This is a genomic window from Paenibacillus sp. FSL H8-0317 (genome assembly GCF_045040685.1).
Classification (GTDB): Bacteria; Bacillota; Bacilli; order Paenibacillales; family Paenibacillaceae; genus Paenibacillus.
Genome location: NZ_CP150294.1, coordinates 3,928,226 through 3,951,916, shown reverse-complemented (window position 1 = coordinate 3,951,916; position 23,691 = coordinate 3,928,226). Strand labels below are relative to the sequence as shown.

The 23,691-nt window shown below is 41.2% G+C and carries 21 protein-coding genes and 2 pseudogenes; 6 read left to right on the top strand and 17 right to left on the bottom strand.

The genetic code is table 11. The features are described from left to right. Positions 1–110 precede the first annotated feature (110 nt). Positions 111–1,433 carry a 6-phospho-beta-glucosidase gene (locus MHB43_RS17590; protein WP_339176843.1) on the bottom strand — a complete coding sequence of 441 codons (1,323 nt, stop codon included), beginning with the start codon at positions 1,431–1,433 and terminating at the stop codon, positions 111–113. A gap of 139 nt (positions 1,434–1,572) precedes the next feature. Between MHB43_RS17590 and MHB43_RS17585 the strand changes: the two genes are divergently transcribed. Further along, positions 1,573–2,538, top strand: a complete 966-nt coding sequence (locus MHB43_RS17585) for a LacI family DNA-binding transcriptional regulator (RefSeq protein WP_339176841.1) — start codon at positions 1,573–1,575, stop codon at positions 2,536–2,538. Between the two features lie 197 nt (positions 2,539–2,735). On the opposite strand, the gene MHB43_RS17580 is transcribed toward MHB43_RS17585, so the two are convergent. Beyond that, complete coding sequence (locus tag MHB43_RS17580) at positions 2,736–3,929, bottom strand: MFS transporter (RefSeq protein WP_339176840.1); 1,194 nt, start codon at positions 3,927–3,929, stop codon at positions 2,736–2,738. 141 nt (positions 3,930–4,070) lie between these two features. Between MHB43_RS17580 and MHB43_RS17575 the strand changes: the two genes are divergently transcribed. Further along, the gene (locus MHB43_RS17575; protein WP_339176838.1) at positions 4,071–4,490 is read left to right on the top strand and encodes an Lrp/AsnC family transcriptional regulator; all 420 of its coding nucleotides are present in this window, start codon (positions 4,071–4,073) and stop codon (positions 4,488–4,490) included. A 122-nt stretch (positions 4,491–4,612) separates the two neighbouring features. Here MHB43_RS17575 and MHB43_RS17570 read toward each other — a convergent pair whose 3' ends face one another. Further along, the gene (locus tag MHB43_RS17570) at positions 4,613–5,620 is read right to left on the bottom strand and encodes an LLM class flavin-dependent oxidoreductase (RefSeq protein ID WP_339176837.1); all 1,008 of its coding nucleotides are present in this window, start codon (positions 5,618–5,620) and stop codon (positions 4,613–4,615) included. 333 nt (positions 5,621–5,953) lie between these two features. On the opposite strand from MHB43_RS17570, the gene MHB43_RS17565 reads away from it, so the two are divergent. Continuing rightward, on the top strand, positions 5,954–6,712 hold the full coding sequence (locus MHB43_RS17565) for an MBL fold metallo-hydrolase (protein ID WP_339176836.1): 759 nt from the start codon (positions 5,954–5,956) through the stop codon (positions 6,710–6,712). 188 nt (positions 6,713–6,900) lie between these two features. Here MHB43_RS17565 and MHB43_RS17560 read toward each other — a convergent pair whose 3' ends face one another. After that, on the bottom strand, positions 6,901–8,349 hold the full coding sequence (locus tag MHB43_RS17560) for a 6-phospho-beta-glucosidase (protein ID WP_339176835.1): 1,449 nt from the start codon (positions 8,347–8,349) through the stop codon (positions 6,901–6,903). Further along, a complete protein-coding gene (locus tag MHB43_RS17555; RefSeq protein WP_405132444.1) occupies positions 8,247–8,462 on the bottom strand; it encodes a PTS transporter subunit EIIB in 216 nt (71 codons plus the stop codon). Before MHB43_RS17555 ends, MHB43_RS17560 begins: the two co-directional genes overlap by 103 nt. A 590-nt stretch (positions 8,463–9,052) precedes the next feature. On the opposite strand from MHB43_RS17555, the gene MHB43_RS17550 reads away from it, so the two are divergent. After that, a complete protein-coding gene (locus MHB43_RS17550) occupies positions 9,053–9,961 on the top strand; it encodes a DMT family transporter (protein WP_339176834.1) in 909 nt (302 codons plus the stop codon). A 664-nt stretch (positions 9,962–10,625) separates the two neighbouring features. Here MHB43_RS17550 and MHB43_RS17545 read toward each other — a convergent pair. The 10 genes and pseudogenes from MHB43_RS17545 to MHB43_RS17500 all read right to left on the bottom strand — a co-directional run. Further along, positions 10,626–10,847: pseudogene (locus tag MHB43_RS17545) on the bottom strand (AAA family ATPase); the annotation flags it as partial. Further along, the gene (locus tag MHB43_RS17540) at positions 10,823–11,176 is read right to left on the bottom strand and encodes a hypothetical protein (protein ID WP_339176833.1); all 354 of its coding nucleotides are present in this window, start codon (positions 11,174–11,176) and stop codon (positions 10,823–10,825) included. The pseudogene MHB43_RS17545 and the gene MHB43_RS17540, both read right to left, overlap by 25 nt. Continuing rightward, positions 11,177–11,383 (bottom strand): helix-turn-helix transcriptional regulator, encoded by a 207-nt coding sequence (locus MHB43_RS17535; protein WP_076215179.1) that lies wholly within the window; start codon positions 11,381–11,383, stop codon positions 11,177–11,179. 282 nt (positions 11,384–11,665) lie between these two features. Beyond that, positions 11,666–12,103 (bottom strand): Imm26 family immunity protein, encoded by a 438-nt coding sequence (locus MHB43_RS17530; RefSeq protein ID WP_339176831.1) that lies wholly within the window; start codon positions 12,101–12,103, stop codon positions 11,666–11,668. 192 nt (positions 12,104–12,295) lie between these two features. Then, positions 12,296–12,670 carry a DUF2750 domain-containing protein gene (locus tag MHB43_RS17525; protein ID WP_339176830.1) on the bottom strand — a complete coding sequence of 125 codons (375 nt, stop codon included), beginning with the start codon at positions 12,668–12,670 and terminating at the stop codon, positions 12,296–12,298. Continuing rightward, a pseudogene (locus tag MHB43_RS17520) lies at positions 12,651–12,782 on the bottom strand (hypothetical protein); the annotation flags it as partial. The gene MHB43_RS17525 and the pseudogene MHB43_RS17520, both read right to left, overlap by 20 nt. 249 nt (positions 12,783–13,031) lie before the next feature. Then, positions 13,032–15,080: a glycoside hydrolase family 16 protein gene (locus MHB43_RS17515; RefSeq protein ID WP_405117619.1), complete on the bottom strand. Its 2,049-nt coding sequence runs from the start codon at positions 15,078–15,080 to the stop codon at positions 13,032–13,034. 153 nt (positions 15,081–15,233) lie between these two features. Beyond that, the gene (locus MHB43_RS17510; protein ID WP_339176827.1) at positions 15,234–16,775 is read right to left on the bottom strand and encodes a response regulator; all 1,542 of its coding nucleotides are present in this window, start codon (positions 16,773–16,775) and stop codon (positions 15,234–15,236) included. A gap of 3 nt (positions 16,776–16,778) precedes the next feature. After that, a complete protein-coding gene (locus MHB43_RS17505; protein ID WP_405117618.1) occupies positions 16,779–18,617 on the bottom strand; it encodes a sensor histidine kinase in 1,839 nt (612 codons plus the stop codon). A 74-nt stretch (positions 18,618–18,691) separates the two neighbouring features. After that, the gene (locus MHB43_RS17500) at positions 18,692–20,344 is read right to left on the bottom strand and encodes an extracellular solute-binding protein (RefSeq protein WP_405132443.1); all 1,653 of its coding nucleotides are present in this window, start codon (positions 20,342–20,344) and stop codon (positions 18,692–18,694) included. A gap of 200 nt (positions 20,345–20,544) precedes the next feature. On the opposite strand from MHB43_RS17500, the gene MHB43_RS17495 reads away from it, so the two are divergent. Next, positions 20,545–20,802 carry a GlsB/YeaQ/YmgE family stress response membrane protein gene (locus MHB43_RS17495; protein ID WP_036613911.1) on the top strand — a complete coding sequence of 86 codons (258 nt, stop codon included), beginning with the start codon at positions 20,545–20,547 and terminating at the stop codon, positions 20,800–20,802. Positions 20,803–21,011: 209 nt separating this feature from the next. Here MHB43_RS17495 and MHB43_RS17490 read toward each other — a convergent pair whose 3' ends face one another. Next, on the bottom strand, positions 21,012–21,440 hold the full coding sequence (locus MHB43_RS17490) for a MarR family winged helix-turn-helix transcriptional regulator (protein WP_036673638.1): 429 nt from the start codon (positions 21,438–21,440) through the stop codon (positions 21,012–21,014). A 166-nt stretch (positions 21,441–21,606) separates the two neighbouring features. Between MHB43_RS17490 and MHB43_RS17485 the strand changes: the two genes are divergently transcribed. Continuing rightward, on the top strand, positions 21,607–22,917 hold the full coding sequence (locus MHB43_RS17485) for an amidohydrolase family protein (RefSeq protein WP_405132442.1): 1,311 nt from the start codon (positions 21,607–21,609) through the stop codon (positions 22,915–22,917). A 408-nt stretch (positions 22,918–23,325) separates the two neighbouring features. Here MHB43_RS17485 and MHB43_RS17480 read toward each other — a convergent pair whose 3' ends face one another. Further along, positions 23,326–23,691: a hypothetical protein gene (locus MHB43_RS17480; RefSeq protein ID WP_237175123.1), complete on the bottom strand. Its 366-nt coding sequence runs from the start codon at positions 23,689–23,691 to the stop codon at positions 23,326–23,328.

Genomic DNA, 23,691 nt, shown 5'->3' with positions numbered 1-23,691 from the left:
TATCCCTGAACTCGGTACGAATTAATCCACCCCGTTGAATTCAGGGATATTCTGTATTATCAAGTGACTAATGCTGATGAATATTCGTGATCTTGTTAACCATTTTTACTTTATTGATGAAACTGTGGTAAATAAGCTCGGTGAGCTTCAAGCAACTCATCCAGCAAGGCCTTTGCTGTGTCGCCACTTTGAACAAGCGGATTTATGATAAATGCTTGTAATGCCGTAGCATAATCGCCTGTCACAGCGGCTTCTATAGTGAGTTCTTCCATAGCTTTCATAACTTGCAACAATCCTCGTTGTGCGGGTGGGAATGAGCCGAAATGGACTGGTTCTGCACCGTGAGAAGTAATCATGCTTGTAATTTCAATGGCACTCTCACTTGGCAGATCACTGATTGCCCCGTTGTTCCGAGTGCTTACAACCATTCGAGTTCCTTTATCGTTATAAATGGAATTAATGATTTCGCATGCAGCATCACTATAATGCGCACCACCTCTTTTTTCCAACTCTTTCGGTTTGTAATCCAGCTCCGGATTTCTGTACAGTTCAAAAAGGTTTTCTTCCAACTCTTTGACGACTTGGCCACGGCTACCTACTGTGTTTACTTCTTCCAGCTCTTCATGGATCATGGCATCGGTCATGTAGTAATAACGGTGGTATGGACAAGGAAGCATTTTCAATTGGAGAACCTGTTCGTGCAAAAATCTCATATTGGGGATATTCTCAACCATTTTATCCACTTTGGCTTCCGGTCCGTACATTTTTTCGATTGCTTCAAGGGTAAGATCTTGTCCGGACTTATCATAAATCTTGTGCCAGTGCAGATGGTTAATGCCCGCAAATTTGAAGAATAGTTCCTCCTCCTTTATTTCCAATACAGTTGATTCAATTTTGGTGGACATAATAGGAACATTGCATAGTCCGATCACTTTGTCCCACTTTCCATAACGGAGAACCGCTTCCGTCACCATGCCTGCAGGGTTGGTGAAGTTAATGAGCCATGCATCCGGACAGAGTTCTTTCATATCATTAACAATGTCTAAAATTACCGGAATGGTTCGAAACGCTTTAAGCATGCCTCCTGCCCCATTTGTCTCTTGTCCAATCATTCCATATTTATTGGGAATAGTTTCGTCCTTGATACGGGCATCCATCAACCCAACTCTAAGTTGTGTAGTTACAAAGTCTGCATCCGTTAATGCTTCCCGGCGATCTAGCGATAAATGAACTTCACAGTCGATTCCTGCGGCTTTTACCATGCGTTTAGCCATGGCACCAACGACCTCGAGTTTTTCCTTCCCCGCCTCGATGTCCACAAGCCATAATTCTTTGACAGGAAGTTCATGATGACGTTTGATAAATCCTTCCATAAGTTCCGGTGTATAGCTAGAGCCACCGCCGATGGTTACAATCTTTAATCCTTTTTTCATATCTTTACCTCCTGATGTAAGGGTTTTGAATCATAGTTGTACTGTAAATTGTGTAATGCATTACATGTCAAGCATCAATACCACGATTTATTTTATAAGCTCATTGAGATGGCGAGATTACAACAAAGAGGTGGACTACATGGCAAATATCAGCGAGATTGCCCGTTTGGCGGGTGTATCCACTGCAACCATTTCACGTGTTATTAATAGGCATCCGTACGTAAGCGAATCTACCAGAAAGAAAGTAATTGAAATCATGGAACAACTGGATTATGTACCTAACGGTAATGCAATATCTCTAAAAAAGGGCGCTACCTGTTTGATTGGAATTGTTGCAGTCGCTTTCAATCCGCTACTTATCAGATTCATACAGGCCTTTACCCAGTCTGCCGAGAAACACGGATTCAACATTACTCTATTCATTACGAATGGTCAGGTAGAGAAAGAACTGGTAGCACTCGAAATGCTGAAACGGAAACAACTGGACGCTATAGTATGCGTGCTCCGAAGCAATGAGTGGAAGGTTATCGAATCCTATACCAAATATGGCCCGATCGTCACATGGCAGCGGCTTGAAAACAGTAATATCCCCTCTGTGTTTATGGATCAATACGAAGCATATGGGATTGGACTCGAACACTTATACCTCAAAGGATACAGAAAGATCCTTAGTGTATATCCCATATCTAACGGACTTAACACAAAAGAGCGTATGAGAGCACACGCTGACTTTATTGCCAAATATAAATTGACGGTGGACTTCCCGAATTTTCAGGATAAGATTTATGTGCGAGACGGAGAAGAACTTGCAAGATGGTGGATTGCACAAACAAACAGACCCGATGCTGTTTTTTGTGCTAATGATGAGGTTGCAGCCGGATTTATTACTGAACTAAGGAGGTCTAAATTTTCGGTTCCAGGGGACGTTGGGATCATCGGATTTGATAACACCGAGCTGGCAAAATTAATGGATCTGACAACGATTCACTATCCTGTGGATCAGCAGGCAGAGAATGCATTTTTAATTCTACAGAACATGCTTCATTCAGCTGACAAAACCTTGATTCCTCTGGAATATACTTTAATTGAAAGACATACAACGTAGGTGATTTCAAGAAAGAGCTATCAGCACTAGGTCGACTCTGGTCGACAAGGGTATCAAATATTGGATATTTTGGGAATGATGTTCTGCGCTCGGTATATTCTCAATTGTCAGAAGCGTTTCCAAAGAGACTAAACGACCGTCCCCTAATACAGCATGGGAAACGGCCAAATTAAATCCTCTTATTGCATATCTACCTGTTATCGTTCTGTTGTAGAAAGTTGTTTTCGATGTGCACTTTCTCTTCTACCATATAAGAAATAATAAAAAACAAGAGTTGTCAAAACAAGAAGGCCAAGAAATACGTACAAACCATCATATCCTGTATATGGAATGATCATACCGATAACAGATGGTCCAAATCCGTTCCCTAAATCTATGAATATAAAGAAAGTGGCAGTTGCTAAACCAACTCGGTGGGGTTCGGCTAAACTAATAGATACCGCTTGAGATATAGAAGAAATGTTACCAAAACCTAGAGCGACCAGTCCTGCTGCCACCAACAAAGTAACGCCACTGGTAACCGATCCTAAGAGGAGTAAACCTGCCCCGAAAAGGACAAAAGCGGGATACATGATTACGTTTGCTCCTTTTTTGTCCACGACCCGTCCAGTAAATGGTCTCGATATCAGGACAAAAACGGTATACACCATAAAGAAAAAACTTGCCGAATCTACTAAGTTCAATTCCAAAGCATAGACATTTAAATACGAGATTATACCAGAAAAACAAAAACTCATCAGAAATGCAATGATTGCTATGGGTAACACTTTCAGTTCTATAAAGTCAGAAAGTTTTATACCCTTTTCTTTTTTCGCTTCAGTGTTATTAGGCAAAGGGATTTTTATGAAAATTGCAATCACAAAATTAATAAGTCCCAACAAGAAACATAAATAATAAATCATATTGAAGCTTACATTCTGACTCATATACATACCGATAAATGGACCTAAACCAGTCGCTAATGCCGTACTAATTGCAAAATAACTAATCCCTTCACCCTTTCGAGATGCTGGAAGAGTCATAACGACAACTGTGCCTACAACAGTCTGTGCCATCCCTACCGTGAATCCATTTATCAATCGACTTAAAATGAGAAAAGAAATATTGTAATGAATGAGGTAAAGTAATGTTGTTAAAATAAACATAAGCAGTCCAGTTATCAATATTTTTTTTGATTTTACCAGTCGCCCTGTTAATAACCGACCTATTAATGATCCGATAATGAAAACACCTGCAATAATCCCTGCTTGGCTGGATGTTGCATTAAACTCATTAATCGCATACAACGTAATTGTCGAATTTAATAAAAAGAAAATTAAAGTTATAAAGAAATTTATAGCTGAAAGAGAAATGAACTCTCTTGTCCACAGTCTTGTATTTAACTGGCTCATGATGATTCTCCTTGATTATTTATAAGTATCTTACATATTTGTGCGTGGTGTATTGTAATGAATCAGACTATAGTTGTTGCATAGGGGATAGAATGAAATTAAAGATATCTGATCCTCAATTCATTAAAGGAAGGAATTCAAATGTTAGATAATACTGATCGTCGAATATTAGATGAATTATCCAATAACAGTCGAGTTACGATGAAAGAACTTGGCACTAAAATTCATATGACTGGACAAGCTACTGCGTCCAGGGTAGCAAAATTAGAAGACAATGGAGTCATTGAGGGATATACCATTAAAGTTAATCAAGCTAAATTGAACTGCTATATACATGCATTTATTACAATATTCACAAAAGAAACAAACCATCAATTTTATCTCTCTTTTATAAAGACACAAATGAACTATATAATAAATAACTATAGGATTAGTGGAGAGGGATGTTATATGTTGGAGTGCAGGTTTCCGTCCAATGAATACTTAAATGATTTTCTAGTTGATTTAAATAAACATGCCAATTACAAACTCTCCACTGTTATTAATAAAATGGATATTTGAAGCTTTGATGATTAAATATTAAGTTTGTGTCATAATTCCAGAAAAAAGCGAGACTCATTAAGACCCGCTTCTTTCCTGGAATTATTTTCATTTCAAAGAAGAAGGAACTAACTTTCTTTAAGTCACTTCTGATCGGATAATTCATCAACAACGCTTTTTAAAATCTCATAAGAATGAATTTCCTTCTCAGATTCGTATATATTTGATATCACAAAGAGTTCATCAACTTGATATGTCTGCTGAAATTTAATTAAATCTCGCCGAAGAGTGTCCGCATCGCCCAGAATGGTATACCCTAGTCGATGATATATAATGTCCAATTCAGCTTGGGATAAAGATTGAAGGAATTTTTCAGTTGGCGGAACAAGCTGACTTAAATTATTTGTATAGATATCAATATATACTTGCAGATGGCTCGCTGAAATTAGTGTAGCCTCCTCCACCGAATCCGCTGCGATCACACAGATACAAGCCATCACATATGGTTCCTGCAGATCGGCAGATGGTTTGAAGTTCTCACGATAAATATCCAGTGCTTCCCTCATATCGTGAGGTGAAAACTGTGCCCCAAATACATAAGGTAAACCAAGATTTGCCGCGATTTTAGCTGAACCTATGGATGAACCTAATACAAAAATTGGCACATTGGTTCCAATACCTGGATAAGCACGTATCTCCCCTTGAACGCTCTCGTTTCCTACATATTGCAAGACTTCTTTTACTTCTCGTTCGAAGAAAAATACACCATTGTGGTTGGACCGTCGAATCACTTCAGCAGTTTTTTGATCCGTACCAGGTGCACGTCCTAATGCTAAATCTACTCGACCCGGATACAACGTTTCAAGTGTTCCGAACTGCTCAGCTACAACTAGAGGTGAGTGATTAGGTAACATAATCCCACCTGAACCCACACGAATTTCCTCTGTGTTTGATAATATGTGCTGTACAATTGAGACGACAGCTGCACTTGCATATGCATCGTGATTATGGTGTTCTGCAAACCAAATACGTTTATAACCCATTCGATCTGCAGCCTTAGCTAAAGATACTGCGGATTCTATTCCTTCTTTCATTGTTTCGCCTTGTCTTAATGGAGCAACGGACAAGACAGATATATCAAATTTTTTCATGATTTCACCTCAAAGTACTATTTATGCATAATTGTGAGGAATAATAATCTTTTATGTTGAATGTAGACCTCTCGATTGCATACCAAATAAATGTATACTTTCTTCATCCATTGTTACATAGAGAAAATAAAGTAATTTCGCGCTTTTGCTTTAAAGATGAAAGTTTTATATAAAAATAGATTTTGCATAGTCACCGTAGAAGAATACCTAACGGTCAAACATGCTTTCATAAATAAACTAAAACATCAAAAACACTTGAATTAATTTATGTATTCGTCTGAATTAAGTGTGTAGACTATAAAAGAAATATCTAGAAAAGGGAGCTACAAAACAATGAAGATACAACAAATTCGAAATGCAACAATTGTGATTGAATATGCAGGATACAAATTTTTAGTTGATCCATTTTTAGCTGAAAAAGGAGCATATCCTCCATTTCCTAATTCTATAAGAGAAGACCGCAATCCATTGGTCGATCTTCCGGTACCTACAGAAAGCCTGTTAAATAATCTAGACGCTGTTATTCTTACTCACCTTCATTTGGACCACTATGATGATGTAGCCAAGAAAGTCATACCTAAAGACATTAAAATGTTCGTTCAAAATCAAGAAGATGCTGATCTTGTGCAAAAAGATGGTTTCACTAATGTTGAGGTACTTCAAGAAGACACTGAATTCAATGGGATCCGGATGATAAAGACTCCAGGCGAACACGGAAGAGGAGAAATCTTGAAAATGGCTGGATTAGTTTGCGGAGTTGTTTTTAAGCATTCCAGTGAGAAAACTTTGTACGTAGCTGGCGATACAGTATGGTATGAAGCTATTCATAGAGTACTAACTACGTACAAACCGGATGTCATTGTTGTTAATGGCGGAGACAATCAATTCATTGAAATGGGCTCACTTGTTATGGGGAAAGATGATATTTATGAGGTCTGCAAAGCCGCCCCTAACGCTAAGATTATTTCTGTGCACATGGAAGCTGTAAACCACTGGGGACTATCCAGAGAAGAATTGAAAAAGTTTGTGGATGAAAGAGGTATATCAGATAACGTGTTTGTACCCGAAGAGGGAGACTCGTACGCTTTTTAAAAGGTTCCGTAGCCATGGATGAGTTGCGAAACACTTAAACTCATGACATCACCAATAAACCCCAGCTTTTGAAGCGGAGTATATTGGTGATTTTCTTATACAATTTGATTATACATTTCAAAGTTAGAGGGAAATGATTAATTGGTTTTAATGGTTATAGAAAGCAAATGCCAATATCGATCCATCAATTATTCATGAAAATACTTTGCTCCATTAGTATCGATAATCTCTTTGTACCAATGAAAACTTTTCTTTTTGATTCTTCGGAGCGTGCCAGAGCCATCATTGTTTTTGTCGACATAAATGAATCCATAGCGTTTTTTCATCTCGCCGGTACCGTTACTGACAAGATCGATCGGTCCCCAACTTGTATATCCTATAATATTAACCCCGTCTTTTATTGCTTCAGCAATCTCTGCAAAGTGAAGATCTAGATATTTAATACGGTAATCATCATCAACGGTATCATTATCCAAAAGAGTATCTTGCGCACCAAGTCCGTTCTCTACGATAAATAATGGTTTATTGTATCTTTCATGCAACTGGTTACAAGTAATCCGCATACCCTTCGGATCGATTGTCCACCCCCATTCTGAGGTTTCTAAATAAGGATTGATTACAGAACCAAATACATTCCCATCTGTGTAATTCTTTAATATTTCAGGATCAGCACTGGTACAACGGCTCGAATAATAACTAAAACCAATGTAATCCACTGTATATTTCTTCAAAATTTCCAAATCTCCAGGCTCAAACTGAAGTTGAATTCCATTCTCGATGAAAAATCGTTTTGCATATCCGGGATAATCCCCTTTAGATTGTACATCAATCAAGAGGTAGGACTCTCGTTCCATTTCCATCACTTCCCAGTAATCTTCTGGATTACTACTGTACGGATACACATTTCCAGCTGCCAACATACAACCGATCATGGCGTTAGGCATAATTTCATGACAAGCCTTAACTGCCAGAGCACTTGCAACCAGTTCATGATGCACTGCTTGATACATAACTTGTTGTTTGTTCTCTCCTTCTTCAAAAATAATACCAGCTCCTGTATAAGGCAGATGCAACAACATATTAATCTCGTTAAATGTCATCCAGTATTTCACTTTAGTCTTATAGCGTCCAAACAATGTTCTGGAGTATTTTTCAAATAGATCAATTACGATTCGATTTTTCCAGCCTCCATACGTTTTCACCAAGTTTACAGGTAAATCAAAATGACAAATGGTTACGACAGGCTCAATATTATACTTCAGAAGTTCATCAAATACGTCATCATAGAATTGCAATCCAGCTTCATTAGGAGTTACATCGTCACCGTTTGGAAAGATGCGAGCCCAGGAAATCGACATCCGATATGATTTGAAGCCCATTTCTGCAAAAAGAGCGATATCCTCTTTATAACGATGATAAAAATCGATAGCTTCGTGTGAAGGATACATTTCGCCTTCCTCTGGTAAAAATGAATTTAAATTACCCATGGAGACCTCATTACGCTTAGGTCCCTTCGGCATCAGATCGATGGTCGTTAGTCCCTTACCATCGGCCAAGTAAGCCCCTTCAATTTGATTGGCAGCCGTAGCACCACCCCACAGAAAACCCTCCGGAAATGTAGTGATTTTATTAAACATATCCAATTATCTCCTTCTTTAAATTGAAAGCGCAATCGTGTTATACAATGAACCATGCTGTTAACGTTTTCAACACTGTCAACATGGCTGCCCAGTGGATAGACTCTAAACATCATTTCCATGCTGAAGTTCAGCGTTCTGTTTACTTACACAAGGATGCTCAATTCTGCAAGGCTATTTTAGTAATTTTAAATTGGTCAGGCTTCGAATTTTGTGAAAAGTTAGCAAATAGTACGTCTTTTCTGGCCAGAAGTGGTATTGCCTGATTGAACAGTCACAACCCAGTTAATGTACAAGCTCTCTTTGCGGACAATAATAAAACACTTTTTTAAAAAAATGCAAGTTTTTTTTACTAGAACTTGACTTATAAAGAGGTATTCAACTGAGCATCCTTACATTTCATATATGAAAGAAAATTTAGTCCAAATATTCCATAGCATTTTGAGCATGATTGCTATATAAGTACATTGCTTCTTACTCAACTGTTTCTGTGAATCTCACTTACTTTAAACTTTTATCCTCATACTCTCTGTCACAAGTTATTGACAAGAGCAAACCTTTGCTTTTATACTGATACCGAAATGAACGAAATACTAAAACCCGATGGATGTGGATTTTTCTAGAGAGTGATCTCTATTTTCGCCACACGAATGCCTTTGCGCATTTGTGTGGCTTTTTTGTATGCAAAAAAGGAGGATTATTTATGAAATTATGGCATTACGCACTTATTGTTTTCTTGGGAGGCTGTTGTTACGGTATACTTTCCACATTTGTTAAGCTGGCATATAGTGCAGGTTTTTCTACGCCAGAAGTCACTGGTGCGCAATATTTCTTTGGTACGGTTTTAAGTTGGTTTTTTGTAATTTTTGTCAAGAAGAAAAGCCTCACTCTAAGGCAAATTACAAAACTTCTATTATCCGGAATTCCCTTTGGACTGACAGGTATGTTTTATTACCAATCATTACAGACCCTAAATGCTTCTCTAGCTATTGTCTTACTATTTCAGTTTGTTTGGATTGGGACATTATACGAATGGGTTCTTCAAAAGAAAAAACCAACCCGAGGTAAACTAATCTCGATTGGAGTCCTGCTCTTTGGTTCCGTACTGGCTGCAAATGTTTTTTCTCAAGGAGATCTCTCGTTATCATGGCAAGGAACCATTTGGGGACTACTGGCTGCTTCAACCTTTGCTTTATTTGTTTTCCTCAGTGGTTCTGTTGCGAAAGATACATCGCCCTTAATGAAAAGCGCACTTCTTTCAACTGGAGCTGTTATTACTGTCTTTGTGGTCTTCCCTCCAACCTTCTTATTTAACCTGGATGTGCTGGCAGGATTGAGCCCGTATGGATTAGTTCTCGGAGTTTTTGGTGTAGTATTACCTCCACTTTTGTACTCTATAGGTATGCCACATATCGGTTCAGGAATGGGTACAATTATGACCGCATCTGAACTACCCATGGCCGTTATTATGTCTTCTCTTGTACTGGGGGAATTTGTAGGTTGGTCTCAATGGGTTGGAGTTATCATTATTTTATGCGGTATCGGATTTAGCAGCATAAGACAAAAAGGTTCAAGAACACAATCTTCAATGAAGGAATATACATCTCTTTAGACTCAGCGATGTATGAAGAAGAAAGTTTTAAGTGCTGCTATCGTTACACATATATCAAAATCCAAAACTCAAGGAATTGATGAAATAATGATTCAGAACAAGACTTGAAGCATTCACACGCTGTGTGGAATTTGCGCGAGTTGCACTAGTAACGAAGATGAACTGTTTGATTCCCTTCTAGTGAACAACAAGTATAATAGAAGAAAAAATTAAATCTTGACCGACAAACAGTGATGCTGGCAACATCATTCTTCATAAGAAGGGTCCTAGATTGGTTGCAGTAAAAAGTCCTAATCCTTATTTAGGAAAAGAACTTTGTTTATACTTGTAGATGCAAAAAGGGTTCCAGTTTTTCAAATCGTCATAAGTTTGATTTCCAGACTCATCACCTAAATGACCACATGATTCCTAGACTTTTCTGCCTTTGTAAATTTCCAAAAGATACTGTCGACATAATTGAACTAACCTGCCCGTTACCGTTATTTGAACAAAAGAAGCCGAACACTATGGCCGGCTGTCTCCTTGGTTTTATTGGGCTAACGTTTCCCGTTAGCTTAATCTTGAGCTTCTTCGAATAATTCTCTGAGCATCCGATCCTTGTTATTTACAAACTCTTTCATAATCATATAATGGTCCGTTTCTTCCAATACTTGGACTTCAATCCGACAGCAATGGACTCCATCAGTGTTGATTTGCCCATCCCATTTTCACCTACGATGTAGGTTACTTTGGGGTGGAAATCAAGAGTGTTTAGGTTTCGAATAACTGCCAAATCAAAGGGGTAACGATTATAGGTTGGTACTTTTTGCCGCTTAAGCTGAATTTGTCGTAAATAGGGATGCTGTATATTAATATAGTTTGCTATATCAAACAAATAATACCACATACCGAAACTGATCTGCCCGTTAGTTTAAATCTTCTAATCGACATCGGTACCATGTTCTTAACCATTTCAACAACGGTACTAAGTTCTTGTCTTAGGTCGGAAAAACCAATTCCTGATACAAAAATCGCTTTTATATACCTGACGAGGAAAAAAGCGACGGCCACTTCAACCCCGATAAAAGCGCCTGTGTGAAATCCCTTTATAAAACTAGGCAAATCGGGTAGCCCACCTCGGTAAAATATAAGTCCTACATAAATCAATAGTGTAGCAGCAGCTACCAGTGACAGTACGTTTTTGCGAGTTTTTACTTTAATCTTGTACTTGTCCATTTACATTTCCTCCACTTCGCTGAAATCAAAAACATCTTCAATGGCGAGTCCGAAAAAATTGGCAATTTTGTAAGCAAGTATAAGGGAAGCCGTATACTTTCCCCTTTCAAGGGAGGTGATGGTTTGCCGGGTAACACCAACAATTCGTCCCAGCTCTTCCTGTGACAGCTTATGCTGCTTACGCAGTTCTGCAATTTTTGTCTTCAAGTGATCACGTCCTTGCAATGTTTACTTTGCATTGTTATTTGCCTCTGAATGCAAACCAAGCCAAGCCAAGCACCTCTTTGTAAAAGGAGGGCTTGGCTTGGTTGATTTTGTTTATATAAGATGCCAGAAGAGTTCACTTTAACAGAGCAAATGGTTGAAGCGCTTGGTGTTACCCCTATAGAAACGTATGTAGGCCGTGACTTAATGTTTGTATTGGAAAGTGAAAAAGCGGTTCAAACCGCTACACCTGATCTCTGGAACCATAGATGGTATACTCGTACACTATTTATTCGGGTAACGGTGCCACTTATCATCTCCCATTATTCTATCAACAATATGATGGGCTTCCCAAACAGCCGCAATCTCTAATCCTTCGCTTTCTTCGCTATTAGAAGGTCTAATCTCTCCCATATGATAAATCAAATATTCTCCTGATATCTTATCAATGATACAGGCAGGTGGGGGCCAAGCCTCTTCTTCATCCGGGAATGGACGATTCTCAATGACCGGCCAATCGCCTGATTTCAGTACATCATCATATACACCCACGATAAATTGGTATTCTTCTTCTTGAGGTATCTCTTCTATAGAGTCACTTATAAGATTATAGATTGCAATGCTGGCATCTTTAAGCCTTCTCCCAAAGGCAAACTTACCGTTAGGCAAGGGGATAGCGTAGATATCACCCAATTTTATTCGTTTACGTTTCGTATTTTTCACGGTTTTCCAAACTCCTTCGTTGCGGATTTGATTAACTTACTGTACTTCTTATTTTTCGGAGAAATGCCATTGATCGCATTCCCTGAAGTACCATTTTGAGATTTGGCGCCGCCCCGCCATTTTTTATGATCATTTGCTGTTCTCTTTCACGTATAGCATTTTTCTCACTGGGAATAGCGATTATCAATCCTGTTAGTATTTTTCAAGTTCTGTCTTTAAATCCTCAATTAGTATATCGACTTCTAATACAGCAGAATCAGCATTATTTAAGAATATTGAAGGTTTTAAACCCTCTTTTTTTAAATTGGGTAGAAAATCGTCTATGAACTCGTACAAATCCATACTTTTACTTGAGTAAATTTCCCAACCATCAGTTGCACAATGTTCCGCGAATTCTTTCTTAGGCCAAAATGGAAGTAATTTATTACCTTCATCATCTTCAGTAACTGACCAACCATTCTCATAAAGCCCCCACACTTCTTCTGAATCTACTACTTTTTTGATGAAATATTCATAACGAATATTTGAAGGGAGATTGATGACTGAGTCAAATTCTTTCTGATTCATATTTCCTCCTAATGATGTATCTTATTTTTCCATTATTATCGTATCTATGTTTCGTCTTATGGGTTTTTGTAATATTTAAAATACTGTGCTCGTAACCGTAACCCTTCCCTGCCTCGAAACCACGTGATAGGAATCATTTTCTGGTTATTCAGGTAACCAGTATGTTACCTATGTCCTTGTCCTTCGACAAGAGTTGCAGCCGATGAACTACATTATCAAGTCTAAATTTAAACGACCGATTCCCAGGTAGAAATATTGGGAATCGGTCGTAAGCCTATTTTAGAGTATGAGATTTCAGGTTCTCTGGTTTGCCCAGCATCTGTTCCATCTGATCTTCATTTGCTCTATCCGAAATCGCAAATTACTGTTCTTTATACACGCGTACATAATCCACTTGCATCGTCGCCGGGATATCGGAGGCGTTTGGAGTACGGCCGCCGTCAAAGTTTCCGCCGACTGCCAAGTTCATAATGAGGTAGAACGGCTCATCGAAAGGTGCATTCGGATTATTCGGTGCAGCTGCAGAATACCACTGCTGGTTAGTGACTTTATAGTAAAACTTGCCGTCTACATACCATTTAATATTGTCCTCTTCCCAGACTACCGAGTATACATGATAATCATTGGCAAAAGTTTGCCCCGCCGGGAAGTGATAATCGCCGCCCGAATACTGGTTCCCGGGCCATTGTCCACCAAAGTGTATGGTACCGCTTACTGATCGAGGCAGACGGCCTCTCGCTTCCATAACATCAATTTCACCTGATGCAGCCCAAGTGCCATATACCGAATCTTTTGGAAGCATCCACAGTGCTGGCCATACACCATCACCTGTAGGAAGCTTGGCACGAAAATCTACTCTGCCGTACTTCAAGGACAGTTTATCCTTGGTGTTAATCTTTCCCGAAGAATACTGTGCATACCGATTCGGGTCTTGTGGGAAAGATTTGCTGTCGTTCATGGCTTTGATATTCAGCTTCCCGTCCTGTACATATACATTTTGGGTGCTGTTTGTGTAGTGCTGCAGTTCTGCATTTCCCCATCCCCAAGTACCGGGATCGTTATTGAGATAATATCCTGTTTCATAGTTCCATTTACTTGTATCCAGCGTAGTTCCGTTGAATTCATCCTGCCAAATGAGGTTCATGCCCGCGATTGCCGGATCGGTTGGCGTTCCAATTGAGATATCCTCTTGATCGGATACATCCGGACGCGGAGCATTTGGATTGCCGATGAAAGTATAGTTCACGAAGTTGTTGCCAATATTTCCACCCGCCTGTCCGTTCAGCGGATATCCGATACGGATCTGCATATTTTCTTGGATTGGCTGGAACCAAAGACCATAGATATGATCGGCCCAGTAACCCCACTGGTTGGCATCGGACATATTGTTATACCCATTAGCGGAGTATGCAAATTTGCTCTGGCTGGAGTTACTCATATCAACCCATTGCCCATTCATGTTAATTTGGTATACAAAATTACCCAGTTCCTTGGCGATTGGCGCACCCCCATCAATTTTGGGAAGCGGAACCCCAATGGAACCATTCGCATCTGCTGTGAAGGTTGTTCCTTCGTATGGCGTAATGACATAAGAATTTCTTGTAGGTTCATTAAACGTAATGGTATAAACAAGATTAGCCGAAGAAGTCTTTGATTCTAATTTGACATTGATCGACTCCGTTACGTTAAACCAGTACCCACCGCCGCCATCCGTGAATTGGCCAAAATTGTGATCGTAGATCCAGCCGCTGGCTGCGTTATTGTCAATATCAATCCAGGTGCTGCTGTTTACAGGTTTGAGATACACCTTCAAATCATCCGCAACAGCTTCATAAGTGACCGCAGGATTATTGTTGAACGTTGGATATGTAAAGCCTGCACCGCCTGTGAAACTTGCTGTGATTTGTGGACCTTGTGTCGGATTCATCGCTGTAATGGTTGTTTTGTTGATGTTTTGGAATACAAGTTGATACTCCAGCTTAACACCATTCGCTTTGGAGTACAGTTGAATCTCGGTTGTTGCGGAGAGGGTGAACCAATAGCCATTGAAGCCGCCATCGCTCCAGTGCCCCCAGTTTTGGTTATAGATATAACCGCCTGCCTGGTCGATATCTACCCAGTTGTTGCCCACTTTTACATTAACGCCCACATCACTGTGAACATCATTCCATGTCGCGGAGCCTCCATTGAATTTAGGCATAACAAATCCGTAGCTGGCCTTGCCAACCCCTGATTTTGAAATAACAGGCCCGTCTGCTGGTGAGAAGTACTCCATTGAGGTTACGGTAGTTCCCGCTGCCTGAACCTTTGAAGTTGGCAGTATGCCAATACTAGCCAGCATCACAACCACAAGGAACATACCGAGTACCTTTTTCATAAACCGTTTCGCCGTAAAGTGAGATGGTTTCATAATTGCCCTCCTTTAATAGAATAATAGCTTCTCCCAATCCATGCGCATTAAGGAAATCGCTTACATATGGGAATATCTTTATTCTATCCAATAGGTTAATTTGTTGAAAAGGTACAATTGTTTTTGTGGTATCCCATTTTTTTGGCTTTTGATTCAATCTGCCTTCTGCCGCATCATCTGTCGGTACTCTGTGGGTTGGATCTGCATCACAAGTCGGAACGCGCGTGTAAAGCTTTTGTAGCTTTCATATCCAACCATAGCAGCCACCTCAACAATTTTATAATCGGTTTCGGCGAGAAGCCGCCGCGCTTTATCCAGACGCACATCTCGTAGGTATTCAGCAAAACCTTTACCAATATTCTTCTTAAACAGATTTGAAAAATAAGCATAATTAAGCGATACATGATTGGATACCATCGCGAGGTCCAGCGGTTTGTGGTAACTCTCATGTATAAAACGAATGGCTTCATTTAGATCCTGCGAATGGCGATAGCTGCACTTATAGTCATAATATAACTGATTCAGCCGAAGCAGCTGCTGTTGCAGTGCTTGTATATAATCACGCATCCCTTGATAATCAAAGAGATTATGCAATGATTCAAGGTCCAGCACTTCTTCCCCCATATAAGGGTGGATAACTCGTTCGTATTCCTCCATCATCTGAACGGTGGCGGCGCAGAGCTGTTGGGTATAGCGAATAGGATAACGTTGCAGCACCTTTTTGTGAAATATTGCAGAAATACCCTGAGTAATTGTTCCGCTGTTATCCGTTCCAATCGACTGGAACAGTTCATATAAGTCTTCATAGGGAAGTTGCCACTGCTGTTCCATATGCTCAATATGTGCTGGGAAGATACTGTGCTGATCAGGAAACAGGTAACTGTGGCGATAGAGCTCAAGCACTTGGGTATAGCTGTCAGGTAGTTCTTTTAACCCCTGAATCGGGTTAGTCGTGGCCGTTATGGCATCGATCTTTGCTTCCTTGAGCGCTGCAGACAAAACACTTGGATCTATGGACGCATCCACCGCAAGGATCAGGTATGGGCGATGTTGCAGGCAAATATAACCTTGTCTGCCAAACACACTATACGCGATGGCTTCCATGCTATGGGCGCTACTGGCTCCGGGCTGGTTCATGCAAACTTCTTCCCGCAGCAGGGCTAGGCGATAATTACGCCATAACGCATAATGTTGTTCCTCAATCTGAAGAATCCATGCGTCATCACATAACGCACCTTGCATAAACATTCTTAATTCTTTACGATCGGTTTCTTGGGCGAGACGGGATACACGCTGCATATTATGCGTAAGTGCTTGCCGTGTCCGGATCTCTTGCCATACATGCTCCAGGGAATGTTGCAGATCCTCTCGCTTCAAAGGTTTGAGCAAGTAGCCCTTTGCCCCAAGCCCGATCGCTTTTTGGGCATATGTAAAATCACTGTAACCGCTGATAATGAGGTATTCCACATCCATGTATTCCTCTTTGGTTTGAGTCATGAGTGCCAACCCATCCATATCCGGCATCATAATATCGGTAATAACGATGTGAATGCAATGTTGCCGCAATAGGGACAGCGCCTCAATCCCGCTGGCGGCACAGTATATGTTGTTCAGCTCCAGAGGAAATTGATGCAGCATGGCCTGCAGGCCGTCACGAATGTGTTTTTGATCGTCCACAATCAGGATATTAAGCATGCTCTACCACCCTCCAAGATTTACATTTTCCCAAGGCAAACGTATCGTTACGCAGGTATATGCACCTTGCACACTATCAATCCAAAGACCGCAATTCTTGCCATAATGAAGCTGCAATCGCTTATTCACGTTTTCCAAACCAAGTCCGCTCCTGCTAGTAACCATCGGTGTATCCGATTCGCTCCGCAGTACTGCCTGAAGACGGTGTAACATTTCAGGCTCTAGCCCCTTTCCGTCATCTCTTATGTTAATGAAAAGCAGACTGTCATTCTCCACAGAAAAGGTAATCTCTATAGTTACCCTGCCGCCTGAAGGTGCCCCGTGATGAACTACATTTTCAACGATGGGCTTCATACACATCTTGGGAATGGCGTAGCGAAGTATCTCCTGAGGAAGATCCGCCGTCATAACGATACTGCCGCCTTCCATAAAGTTGATAAATTCAATATAACTTTGGATATTGGCAAGCTCCTCACGAAAAGCAACGGTATCGCTACGCCACTGCATGCTGTAACGAAGCTGGGAGCCCAATGACACCAATGAATTGGCTATAGCAGGCTGTCTCTGTACCTCTGCCACCATACGGATCGATTCCAGGGCGTTATGTAAAAAATGAGAATTAATCTGCGAATGCAAGGAGTGCAACTGTGCGTTTTTGGCAATTAACTGTTTATCCACGACTTGTGTCATTAGACGTTTGACCTCATGTAACATTTTATTGTAATTCACTGCCACCTCATCGATTTCATCCCCTCTTTCGTTCTCATCAAGGCCTGTATCAATCATTGAATCCAGCTCGCCTTTCCGTACCTGACGCATGGATTCCAGTACGCTGTCCAACCGTCGGAAAATACGCCGCGTCGTTTGGGATACAAGTAGCATAATCAGCAGCAATACACATAATGTAATCGTTACCACAAATACATACCAACTGCGAGGCCCCTTCATCAAAGCCTGATGGGAAGCAATATCAACCACATAAGTGTTCAACGGAGCGATGTATCGATACAATGCATAGAAGCTCTGATCTCCCACCTTAACCTGGAGCGGGTTTTCCTGCGGCAATATATCCAGCTGGCGATGAATACTGCCAAGGATCTCCTCCATCCTCTGCCCGTACTTCTCAGAAAACTCATGCTGGGGATTGTAAACATACTGGGGAGGATCGCTTGCGTTCATCAACACCGAAAAGAAGTCCCCCTTGCTCTCCTGGAGCAGGTCGCTGAAAAACATGCTGTGCGGGACTCGCACTTCCATAATACTAGGGCGTTTTTGTTCCTGCCCTTGAAGGCGAACCAGACGATAGTAGGATAAAGTGTCTTCACCATCCCTAAAAGAAAATAAACGGTAAGCCGCACCACCTTCGTCCCGTAGCTTTATCCAATAATCCTGCGGCCAAAATTTCTTATAATGATAGATTTCAGGCCAGATTTCATACAAGTTCGGGTTATCGACGTAAAAGCTAAGCTCACTGATCATCGCATTGCTCTGAATGATATTAAGCATTTGCTCAAACTGGTTTTGCTTAAACTTCACCAGACGCAGTCCATCCACAAGCATATTGGAATGAATAAAATCCACAAAAGACTTTTGAGTAAGGGCTGTATTGGAAGCGTTCTCAATCATATCCATTCTTCTGCGCAATTGTTCATTCAGCCATGAAACGTGACTGTTACCCGTTGCCATAGCATCCTTATATAGCTGGGTTTCTTGCATGCGGATATACACAAAGGAGATCAAAATAACAGGTATGGCAATCATCAGGCTAAATGCCAGAAACAGCTTTTGGGATATACGGGCATTGCGATAAAGCTTCCTCAATCTCGTTAGCAGGTATTTCATTCTGATGTATTCACCACCTTTGTTATACCATATATTACTAGTTAGCTGATCGTTAACAATGTAGTAGGGAATGGTTATCTGGCTATCTTGGCTTTTCTCAGTTCCAGTTCAGCCTGGCGATACTCCATCACCTGGTTAAAGCCGTAGTTCACACGACGTATCAGAAAATTTTCAAAAATTTTGTCAAAGGCAGCTTCATCCTTCGCTGTAATCAGTTCTGGCAGCACTTCTTCCCAATTCTGAGAAATACGTGACCAAGCTAACGCGATATCGGAATCCCCTATAGGATCTAGTCCCTTATAGATGCCGCTGTCCAGATCGGCCTGTTGGTTGGCGAACTCCTCCATTTGTTTAATGGATGGGGCATTCTCTGGTCTCCACTTGTTAACGAAAGCAGGGTTTCGCAGCATCCAGTAGGTATCCATAATGCCATATTCCTTTTCCAGCCGCTCCCTATCCGTGTCATGCAACTGAACCATTGCCGCCGTCAACTGCGGTTTGCCGTTCTTCATCGCCCAGGTTTCACCTTCTTTGCCCAAAAATAAATCCCTTTGGCCTTCTTCGCTGGCCAGATAGGTCAAAAATCGGATGGCCCGTTCAGGGTTTTCCGTGGATCTGCTAATCATCGTAACCATCCAGCCATCCATGCTGCCAGGAAACAGTTTGGCGGATTCTCCCCTGCTGCTCCGGGGTCCATCTACAGCAATATAGTATGAACTCTGATTCGTAATGACTTCCAATTTCGAATTAAGGTCTGCTATGTCTGTCCATTCCCGAATCATCATAAAATATTGGGCTTGGTTGGTTTTTTCCTGCACCTGTGCACTGGAGTCGACCAGAAAATCAACATTAATCAGGCCCTGCTCGTAAGCGATACGAAATGTTTTCAGCCACTCAATATAATCCGGATCTGTCATTCGGTCGTATACTTTACCGTTCTGTTCATGGGGGATCGCAAGCAGATTTTGCAAATATTCGGTCATCCCATAGGATGCATTCCCTTGTGCCCAGAACGGACTGATCAGCTGACCTTTATAAACAGAATATTGATTCTTCAGCAGTTGCAATGCATTTAGAAAACCTTTCGGTGTGGTAAGGTCCGGTTTGCCCATCGACTCATACAGATCTTTACGTACGAGAAAGGTTTGGTTCGCTCCCGTCAAGCCGGTTGAACGCATCTGTTCGGGACTGTACGCATCATTGGGAATGACATAGGTATGGCCGTCTTCCTGTTGATACCATTGTAGAGCACCATCACCTGCTACCTTGTAAAAGTAAGGATCATACTTGTTGGCTAGCTCATCCAGGGCATAGACGAGATTACTCTCCCGAAGTTTGTTAACCGCACTCTCCCAGGAGCCGATAGTTATCAAATCCGGCAGACTACCGGTCGTCAACATCCGTGATAACATCTCGCTTGGTTCACCAGTTGATACTTCAAATTCGATATTGACCCCTGTTTTTTGGGTGACATATTTGGAAGTCAGGCTCTCACCCCAAGTGTGCCCGTACCATTCGGCTCCAACGAACCACGTTAGATTCACGGGGGTGGTATCCAGCTTCCATGACGGTTCTTCCAGATTCAGATTAAGGCTCTGTATCTGCTCCGTGAAGTCAGCCTTTGTCGAAGCACCCCTATCTTCCGATTGCTCTGACTCAGAACAAGCAGACAAGCCTGACATCAGAAACGTCATCAACAAGGCTATAATAAAAGGACTTCGAAACATAAACACCTGAGCGCCTCCTTTCTATACTGGCCATCTCCTTCCCCATCTGCACCAGCATTCATACTAGTGGTGGTACAACCGATTTTACTACCCTTGGATTAAAATGGAAATGGTTTTTAGTGGTCGATTCGCAGATGATCCGCAACATTCCCCCTAACGAAACATAACTTGTAATAAATCAATGGAAGGGAGACCAATTCATGTATTTAATCTGGATACTTATTGTCGGTGGGCTAATTGGCTGGTTAAGTGGAAATCTGATTGGACGGGACGTGCCGGGAGGCGTACTTGGAAATATCATTGCTGGCTTTGTTGGATCGTGGTTAGGGTATGAACTGTTGGGACCGAGGGGGCCGGTGGTGGGTGGATTTCATATCATACCCGCGATCGTCGGGTCGATCATTGCTCTCTTGATTTTCTATGCTCTGGCGCGCGCTGGAGCGTTTCGAAGACGTTAAAGGCGGAGACGACAAGTTTTTACCCAATTGATTGGGTATTGAAGTAAAGCTTCTTTCGCCACCGTTGCATAATCTTCTTCACAAAGTGTAGTTTCCCGTAGTCGAATAAAGCCGCCGATCCTGTTGATCGGCGGCCTCCTTTGGTTTCTAATCGGGAATGGGAACATGATCTTGTCACGCGCCCTCAGGCACCTCTGCCTGCCCATCTGTTATATGCGTTCATTAATTCTGATCAGTAATTTCTTTAAGATTTGCTTCTCCTCGTCATTAAGGGCTTGAACGATTTCATCTTCCACTTTTTGAAATGAGTTATTGAAGTCTTCAATCAAGTCAACCGCTTTTGGTAATACATAAATATTTTTTTGCCGTTCATTATTGGCCGGGATTTTACGTTCGATGAAACCTTTTTGCTCTAGACCTTGAAGCATGCTTGTAACGCTTGCCCCACGCAGATGAAACCGATCTGCAAGATCCTTTTGAATAATATGATTATCTTGATTCTCATAAATATAATCGATTACTTTTCCTTGTTGAGAACTTAATCCTAGCTCTTTTATACTCTCATCTGCTCTTTTCTTTAACTTAAGACCGATAATTTGAAACAAATCCATATAAGGCGTATCTTCTCGGGAATGCATGACCGTCCATCGTCCCCTCTGTAATTGTTAGGAATCTAATTGTAAGTAGCTAAAATATACAGTGATCCCAAGAGGATTGTCAAATAAATATTAGACTATTGACTGTTAGATTTCTAACAGTTATACTCCGAAGTGTTTAATCACAAACACATTAGGAGGAGTTATGATGGTGAAATTAAATCAGAATGCTGGGTCAGAAGGAATTACGGCGATTACAAATGTACGAATCTTTGATGGATATCAAATTATTGCTCCCAGACATATTGTCATTAAAGGGGTGTCCATTATTTCAGTTGGCGGAGACATCCCAAGTGACGCAACAATTATCGATGGAGAAAATGCGACATTAATGCCTGGTCTGATTGATGCACATGTCCATACCTCCATTGGCGGATTACGAGATGCCTTAAAATTCGGTGTTACAACGGAACTCGAAATGAACGGCGATTTTACGAAAAGAGGGCGCGAAATTCAGCTAAAAAATGTGGATGACATCGCAGACGTCCGATCTGCTGGGACAGCGATTACCGCTCCTGGTGGGCACCCAGATGAATTACTGCCTGATGGAGATGAAATACCTGAATTCGTATTAAAGGAACTAGAGAAGTTATCGGAGGAAGACCGGGAAGCAATGTTGGCCGCCTACGCTCACGATCACGAAGAAATACCTCAAGTGACAACGGTTGAAGAAGCGATCAAACATGTGCATACCCAAGTGGAGAATGGATCTGACTATATTAAGATCATGATTGAAGAGGGAACGGTTATGGGTGCACCCGGCCTGCCTGTTCTAAGTGATGAGATTCTAAAAGCAGCCGTTACTGAAGCCCACAAGTTCGATAAGTTGGTCATTGCCCACGTTTTGACGGCTCTTTCATCGAAAGCAGCCATCGATTTTGGAGTCGACGGTTTGGGGCACTTGTTTATCGACAGACCAGAGTACACGTCCGAATTGGTCAAATCCATAGCTAATTCTGGAGCTTTTGTTACACCGTGCTTGGTGTTAAATTCATCGATTATAGGTAATCCGGCATCGGAATTGGCTAATGATCCACGAGTTCATTCCAAATTAAGTCCGGATTGGATCGATATCTTGAACTCAAGCTTTAATACATTCCCACAAGGCAATATGGAGAACAGCTTTAAGAATGTGATGGATCTTCACCGTGCCGGAGTTGATATTCTTGTAGGGACGGATGTCGCACCGGTTCCCGTTCCGAACCTTGGTGGGCTTGCTCATGGGGCCAGTGTTCACCACGAAATGCAGCTGCTGGTGAAGGCTGGGTTCACTCCGATCGAAGCTCTTCAGTCGGCTACTTCCAAACCAGCCCGTTGCTTTGGTCTACATGATCGTGGCCGGATTACCGAAGGTGCACGTGCTGATCTTATTCTCATAAACGGTGATCCGATCACTAATATTTCAGATACCTTGTCAATCAAATCTGTGTGGTTCAATGGTTCGCAAAAACTAGGCTAGAACTAGTAGATTATATTTCCTAATTGTAAAATCACTAAGAAGAGGGAGTGCAAAATGCAGTCCCTCTTCGACTTTAATCTATTTATCCAACTACTAATTTTTTGGAACGATGCCCAGATCAATGATGACTTGATAATTACGTCCCGCAAGCGAACCCGGAAATTGGGAATCCTGCTGATTTTTAGACCGTCTTAAACCTTCTGCTATTCCTCCTCCTTCGTGGCTTTTCTTTTGAATGTCCTTACTGAATACAGGGGCAGATATAATAATGAAGTTTTTTATCTTTGACATCAAAACATAGTTTACTCTGCCTTTTTATTTATCTTTTTTGTGATTCCCGGTTTGCCGAAAGATCTGCTCGTGCTTGTTGCCGAATCCATGAGTTAGACAACTTGTTTTCTATGTTTATTAAAGCAAATCAGTAATATCAACGTTCATATGTTCGGTAAGCATTATGGTTACATCTACTTTCACTTTGCTCCATAATAATGTCATTTTATGAATGTAACCTCTCACCGAATAATCTACCGTTAAACTCAGCTCAGATCTCACTTCATCTATGATTTTTATATGATGTTCCTTTAGCCTTTGCTTTGATTTGTACATTTCTAAAGCTATTTTCTTTTGGGTACCGTCCAGGTAGTCAACATACACAGATTTCATTTTGAAGTTTGAAGCGTATATTTTATGCTTATCTACCTCCAGAGCACCTAACAGATAAGGGAGCTCTACCACTCTCTTCACGAGTGAAAGTTCCTCGAAAGTCTGTCGCAC

Coding starts and splice junctions, on each gene's coding strand:
- MHB43_RS17590 (WP_339176843.1), bottom strand. CDS start 1,433: ATGAAAAAAGGATTAAAGATTGTAACCATCGGCGGTGGCTCTAGCTAT.
- MHB43_RS17585 (WP_339176841.1), top strand. CDS start 1,573: ATGGCAAATATCAGCGAGATTGCCCGTTTGGCGGGTGTATCCACTGCA.
- MHB43_RS17580 (WP_339176840.1), bottom strand. CDS start 3,929: ATGAGCCAGTTAAATACAAGACTGTGGACAAGAGAGTTCATTTCTCTT.
- MHB43_RS17575 (WP_339176838.1), top strand. CDS start 4,071: ATGTTAGATAATACTGATCGTCGAATATTAGATGAATTATCCAATAAC.
- MHB43_RS17570 (WP_339176837.1), bottom strand. CDS start 5,620: ATGAAAAAATTTGATATATCTGTCTTGTCCGTTGCTCCATTAAGACAA.
- MHB43_RS17565 (WP_339176836.1), top strand. CDS start 5,954: ATGAAGATACAACAAATTCGAAATGCAACAATTGTGATTGAATATGCA.
- MHB43_RS17560 (WP_339176835.1), bottom strand. CDS start 8,349: ATGTTTAATAAAATCACTACATTTCCGGAGGGTTTTCTGTGGGGTGGT.
- MHB43_RS17555 (WP_405132444.1), bottom strand. CDS start 8,462: ATGTTTAGAGTCTATCCACTGGGCAGCCATGTTGACAGTGTTGAAAAC.
- MHB43_RS17550 (WP_339176834.1), top strand. CDS start 9,053: ATGAAATTATGGCATTACGCACTTATTGTTTTCTTGGGAGGCTGTTGT.
- MHB43_RS17540 (WP_339176833.1), bottom strand. CDS start 11,176: ATGGACAAGTACAAGATTAAAGTAAAAACTCGCAAAAACGTACTGTCA.
- MHB43_RS17525 (WP_339176830.1), bottom strand. CDS start 12,670: ATGAATCAGAAAGAATTTGACTCAGTCATCAATCTCCCTTCAAATATT.
- MHB43_RS17515 (WP_405117619.1), bottom strand. CDS start 15,080: ATGAAACCATCTCACTTTACGGCGAAACGGTTTATGAAAAAGGTACTC.
- MHB43_RS17510 (WP_339176827.1), bottom strand. CDS start 16,775: ATGCTTAATATCCTGATTGTGGACGATCAAAAACACATTCGTGACGGC.
- MHB43_RS17505 (WP_405117618.1), bottom strand. CDS start 18,617: ATGAAATACCTGCTAACGAGATTGAGGAAGCTTTATCGCAATGCCCGT.
- MHB43_RS17500 (WP_405132443.1), bottom strand. CDS start 20,344: ATGTTTCGAAGTCCTTTTATTATAGCCTTGTTGATGACGTTTCTGATG.
- MHB43_RS17495 (WP_036613911.1), top strand. CDS start 20,545: ATGTATTTAATCTGGATACTTATTGTCGGTGGGCTAATTGGCTGGTTA.
- MHB43_RS17490 (WP_036673638.1), bottom strand. CDS start 21,440: ATGCATTCCCGAGAAGATACGCCTTATATGGATTTGTTTCAAATTATC.
- MHB43_RS17485 (WP_405132442.1), top strand. CDS start 21,607: ATGGTGAAATTAAATCAGAATGCTGGGTCAGAAGGAATTACGGCGATT.